This window comes from Streptomyces niveiscabiei (assembly GCF_001419795.1).
In the GTDB taxonomy this organism is placed as follows: domain Bacteria; phylum Actinomycetota; class Actinomycetes; order Streptomycetales; family Streptomycetaceae; genus Streptomyces; species Streptomyces niveiscabiei.
The window spans coordinates 217-5,850 of the sequence record NZ_LIRL01000292.1; the positions used below are offsets into that span (position 1 = coordinate 217).

Consider the following 5,634-nt stretch of genomic DNA (forward strand, 5'->3'; position numbering starts at 1 on the left):
CTCACCTTCGACGACGGCCCCGACCCGCGCTGGACGCCCGAGGTTCTGGACGTCCTGAAGGAGCACCGCGCCCACGCCGTCTTCTTCATCACCGGCACCATGGCGTCCCGCCACCCCGACCTGGTCCGGCGGATGGCCGAGGAGGGCCACGAGATCGGCCTGCACACCTTCAACCACCCCGACCTCTCGTACCAGTCCAGGTCCCGCATCGACTGGGAACTCACCCAGAACCAGCTGGCGTTGGCGGGCGCGGCCGGTATCCGCACCTCGCTCTTCCGGCCGCCGTACTCCTCCACGGCCGAGGCGCTGGACAACAACTCGTGGCCGGTCGTGCGGTACGTGGGGAGCCGGGGCTACCTCACCGTCCTCACGAGCGTCGACAGCGAGGACTGGCAGAAGCCCGGAGTCGCCAGGATCATCGCCAACTCCACGCCGCCCAAAGGGAAAGGCGGCATCGTCCTGATGCACGACTCGGGCGGCGACCGGCACGAGACGGTCCAGGCGCTCGACCGCTACCTGCCCCAACTCCAGCGCCAGGGCTACAGGTTCCAGAACCTCACCGAGGCCCTGAACGCCCCGAGCGCCCATATCCCGGTCACCGGCGCCGAGTTGTGGAAGGGCAAGGCGTGGACGGCCCTCGTCACCGCCTCCGACCACCTCACCGGCGTCCTCGTCGTCGGCCTCGCGGTCATCGGCTTCCTGGTCTTCGCGCGGTTCGGCCTGATGCTGCTGCTCTCCGCCGCGCACACCCGCCGCACCCGGCGCCGCGGCTTCACCTGGGGCCCGGACGCGCCGGTCACCGAACCCGTGACGGTGCTGGTCCCGGCGTACAACGAGGCCAAGTGCATCGAGAACACGGTGCGTTCACTGATCAGGAGCGAACACCCCATAGAAATCCTGGTCGTCGACGACGGCTCCACCGACGGCACCGCCCGCATCGTCGAGGAACTCGCCCTGCCCGGCGTACGGGTGGTCCGCCAGCTCAACGCGGGCAAACCGGCCGCGCTCAACCGGGGGCTCGCGAACGCCTCGCACGACATCATCGTGATGATGGACGGCGATACGGTCTTCGAGCCGTCCACCGTAGGGGAGTTGGTGCAGCCCTTCGCCGATCCGCGCGTCGGCGCCGTCGCCGGGAACGCCAAGGTCGGCAACAAGGACACCCTCATCGGGGCCTGGCAGCACATCGAGTACGTGATGGGCTTCAACCTGGACCGCCGGATGTACGACGTACTGCGCTGCATGCCCACAATTCCCGGCGCTGTAGGGGCGTTTCGGCGTACCGCGCTGGAACGGGTCGGCGGGATGAGTGACGACACGCTCGCCGAGGACACCGACATCACCATGGCCATGCACCGCGACGGCTGGCGGGTCGTCTACGCGGAGAACGCGCGCGCGTGGACCGAGGCGCCGGAGTCCGTGCAGCAGCTCTGGTCGCAGCGCTACCGCTGGTGCTACGGCACGATGCAGGCGATCTGGAAGCACCGCCGGGCCGTCGTCGAACGGGGGCCCTCGGGGCGCTTCGGGCGGGTCGGCCTGCCGCTGGTCTCGCTGTTCATGGTCGTCGCGCCGCTCCTGGCCCCGCTGATCGACCTGTTCCTCGTCTACGGCCTCGTCTTCGGCCCGACCGGCAAGACCATCGCGGCCTGGTTCGGCGTCCTCGCGGTCCAAGGGGCCTGCGCCGCCTACGCGTTCGCCCTCGACCGCGAACGCATCACCCCGCTGATCTCCCTGCCGCTCCAGCAGATCCTCTACCGGCAGCTGATGTACATCGTCCTGCTCCAGTCCTGGATCACGGCGCTCACGGGCGGCCGGCTGCGCTGGCAGAAACTCCGCCGCAAAGGCCAAGTCGCCGCGCCTCCCGGACAGTTGGCGACGGAGAGCGGAGGCCGGGGATGACGAGTACGTCGGACAGGCGCGAACTGGGGCTCCAGGACACCGAGAAGATGCCGGTCGTCGAGGAGGCACCGGCATCTCCGGAGCCCCAAAAAGGCGGCCGGGACCGGTACTTCGACCTCCTCCGGGCCGTCGCCCTCTTCCGCGTCGTCCTCTACCACCTCATGGGCTGGGCCTGGCTCCCCCTCGTCTTCCCCTCCATGGGCGTGATGTTCGCCCTCGCGGGCAACCTGATGTCCCGCTCCCTCGGCAAACGCCCCGCACCCGAGGTGATCCGGGGCCGCCTACGACGCCTGCTCCCGCCCCTGTGGCTCCTGGGAGTGATCGCGGTGACCGGTATGGTCCTCGCGGGCTGGGGTCCCGGCGAGGAGGGTCACCCGACCTGGTGGTGGCTGCACCTCGGGTACTGGGTCCTCCCGCTCAGCGACCCCCCGTACGCCGAGGCGTCCCACGGCATCCAGGGCCTCGTGGCGGACGACTGGCCCACCGCCCTGGGCGTACCCCTCTGGTACATCAGGGCCTACCTCTGGTTCGTCCTCCTCTCCCCGCTCCTGCGCCGCGCCCTGCGCGCGGCTCCCTGGCCCACGATCCTGGCGCCCCTCGCCCTTTCGGCGGCCCTGGAGTTCACCTCGGCCACCACCACGAGCTGGCGCCTCGACTCCACCCTCACCGACTTCGCGACCTTCGGTTCCTGCTGGCTCCTGGGTATGGCCCACCAACAAGGCGTCCTCCAGAAGCTCCCCCGCTACACCATCCCCTCCCTCGCCCCGGCCGTCGCCGCCGTAGCTCTCTGGTATGCCCTCGCGCATGACCTCCACCAGGACCACGACCTCGACGACATGCCCTTCGCGCAGTCCCTCTGGTCCTTCGCGGCGGTCCTGCTCCTCCTCCACCTCAGCCCGAGCTGGCAGACCTGGCCCCCCGCCCTGCGCCGCTGGGACGGCCTGATCACCCTCCTCAACTCCCGCGCCGTCACGATCTACCTCTGGCACAACCTCTGCATCGTCATCGCCGAACCCCTCTGGGACCACGCCTGGAACCTCCCCTACCTCGAATCCCACGCCGTCTGGCTCCTCAACTCCCCTTGGCCCGTACTCCCGTTCACCTGGCTCCTCACGGCCCTGTGCGTCCTGGCCCTCGGCTGGTCAGAAGACCTCGCAGCCGGCCGCCGCCCAACCCTGTGGCCGAACGGGCGGACGAGGGGCCAGCGGGGGAGGGGCGGCAGTCCCAGGACCACGTAGGCCGGAGAACCCAGGAGCGGGCGGGCCCCAGGCCGTTCCCCTGAGACCAGGCGGACACCGGGCACCGGGCCACCCATCCCACGCCTCGCCCACCCGCACCTCCCGACCGGACGCCACCGCCGGCTCCGCGCACGAACACCCTCGGCACGACCGTCACCCTCGAACGCAACCCCCTCGGCCAGATCACCCGCAAGGACGCCGCAGGCCAAGTCACCACGTATGCGTACGACTTGACCGACAACCTCGCCCTCGCCACCGGCCCCGACGGCACCACCATCACGATCCTCCGCGACCGCTTTGGCCGCGTACGCGTCGATCGACTTCACGTACGACGAGGCCGGCCGCGAACTCACGTGCCATATCGGCGAGTCGGTGACCTTGTCCCACACCTTCGACCAACTCGGCTGTTTGGCAACGCAGTCGGTGACGGGGGGCGTCAGGCAGGCCGGTCCAACGCCGCTGGACAGAGACGGACGCCTACGACGCGGCGGGCAACCAGACCCGAGCGGACTGGCCGGCCACCCACCCCGGCCACGAAGCGACCGGCGACCGCACCTACACCGGTACCCGCATCACCCGCGCGGGCCAGGTCTGCTACCAACACGACGACCTGGGCCGTGTCACCCTCCGCCAGAAGGTCCGCCTCTCAGGCAAGCCGGACACCTGGCACTACGAATGGAATCCGGAAGACCGTCTCACCTCGGTCACCACTCCGGACGGCACGCGCTGGTGCTACACGGCCGCCGCACATCAAAGCTCCGCCTGTCCGAGGGCGGCGAAACAGCCGTGGAACGCGTCGACTTCATCTGGGACGGCACCACACTCTGCGAACAGACCGCAACATCCCCCGACCTCACCCCCGGTTCTTCGTGATCGTCACGGACCTTGTCGGTGCTCCGACCGAGTTGATCGGGGAGCAAGGGGAAAAGGTGTGGTCTACACGTAGCACGCTCAACCAAGAAATCGGAGAGCAGGAATGCCGCTTTCCGTGAGATGAAGGGTTCCGATGGTGAATCGGAAAGGTCGTCAGATCATGGATGGTGGAGGTCCCGTTATCACCAGGGAGTATGTGTATACGCGTAACGACGGAAGTGGAGTGATCATCCAGGATCACAGGTTCGGTCAATATCGGGCCGTGGGACAACCCCTGAACTGGTAAGGTGCCGGAAACCGCTCGGCATTACGAGTATTAACATGACTGTGTACTAGGGGTTTCAGATGACATGGGTAGCCCTGCTTCACAATCCGGAAGGTGTCAGTTCTGTCTACGGTGGAGATGTTCCTGACCTCCAAGGTGTGCAGGTGCATGAGGTGGCGCTTCTCCGTGACGGTCCTACTCTGAAGATTCGACTTGATCTGCCCGAATATCCTGAAAGGCCGCCTCGGAAATGGGCGCTTCAGGGTTTTAATACGGTGCAGGTTGAATTTTCCTTCGTGGCTCTTCGGGAAGTGTTGGTGGAAGGGTTCTCCGTGGAGGTCAGGGCGGATATTTCTGTCAGGGAGGAGGGCGGTAGGGTGAAGCTTGAGGTTTCGGCTGAAGGGGTTCGTGTTGGAGCAGTTGCCGATACTTTCTATCTGTCCAAGATCTCTGCTTATGCGGATGATTCCTCGCCGACTCTGTGAGAGGTGGATTGTGGATGAGATCTCGAGGGAAGGTGCCGGGTGGCTGATTCAGGTATGAGTCTTGACGAATTTGTTGTCAACTCTCAGGTGTTGGGAGCGCTGTACGGGGATGCGCCTGCATTGGTGGGTGATCTCAGGCTGCGTTCTGTTAATTTGAGTTGGGTCGGTCCTACGGTGACGCTGCGTGTCGATCTTGCTTGTTTTCCCGTCGTGATGCCGCAGGAGTGGCGGGGTGCGGAGTTGGATACCGTTCAGTGTCAGCTTGAGTTTTTGGGTGTCGAGCACTTGGTCATGGAGGGGTGGAATCCTCCGGTTGTTGCACGGGTAGATGTTGTCAGGCGTTTGGGGTTTGGGCGTATTCAGGTTGAGGTTCGGGCTGGGGAGCCAGGGACTGTGCTTTCCTTTGAGTGTTCTGATTCTGTTCTTGTGGGGAGGGTGAGTGCTTTTAAGGTTCAGGGGGATGGGATGGATGGTGGTTCTAGGGTTCATGTGAAGCGGCTGGATTCTCGACTCTACGGGACACTTCCTGATACTTGCGAGAAGGTTTATTATGAGCGTTTCTGATTGGGGGCGGATCCTTGGTTCATTCGATGCTCTGGGGGTGTTCTATGAAGGGGATGTGCCAGGGCCGGGGGAATGTAAGATTTATTATGTTCACGTCGACGAAAGGGGGACTTCGGTGACAGTCGGGTTTGAGACCCGGAATGTTCCGTCGCGTCCTCGTGAGGCATGGCGGGACAAGGTTTATAACACTCTGGAGTTTTATCTTCTGTTCTCGGGTGTCAGGGAGTTCTCGGTCAACCGTTGGAGTTCTGTCGAGGCTGCTCGGGTTGATATGGCGGTTGGGGCTGGGGGTGGGGTTTCTGTTGTTCTC

Annotated in this window: 5 protein-coding genes and 1 pseudogene; all 6 read left to right on the forward strand. The window is 65.2% G+C overall.

What is annotated here, in order from left to right; genetic code table 11:
- Nucleotides 1–1,899, forward strand: a 1,899-nt coding sequence (locus AOK24_RS15215) for a bifunctional polysaccharide deacetylase/glycosyltransferase family 2 protein (protein WP_240553914.1), incomplete at its 5' end; no start/stop codon positions are given.
- Nucleotides 1,896–3,137, forward strand: a complete 1,242-nt coding sequence (locus tag AOK24_RS15220) for an acyltransferase family protein (protein ID WP_107103963.1) — start codon at nt 1,896–1,898, stop codon at nt 3,135–3,137. The genes AOK24_RS15215 and AOK24_RS15220, both read left to right, overlap by 4 nt.
- Nucleotides 3,138–3,597: 460 nt before the next feature.
- Nucleotides 3,598–4,090: pseudogene (locus AOK24_RS52950) on the forward strand (type IV secretion protein Rhs); the annotation flags it as partial.
- Between the two features lie 265 nt (nt 4,091–4,355).
- On the forward strand, nt 4,356–4,760 hold the full coding sequence (locus tag AOK24_RS45900; RefSeq protein ID WP_079056818.1) for an Imm50 family immunity protein: 405 nt from the start codon (nt 4,356–4,358) through the stop codon (nt 4,758–4,760).
- Between the two features lie 39 nt (nt 4,761–4,799).
- A complete protein-coding gene (locus AOK24_RS45905; RefSeq protein ID WP_240553916.1) occupies nt 4,800–5,324 on the forward strand; it encodes an Imm50 family immunity protein in 525 nt (174 codons plus the stop codon).
- Nucleotides 5,311–5,634, forward strand: a 324-nt coding sequence (locus AOK24_RS47530; RefSeq protein WP_240553917.1) for an Imm50 family immunity protein, incomplete at its 3' end; no start/stop codon positions are given. The genes AOK24_RS45905 and AOK24_RS47530, both read left to right, overlap by 14 nt.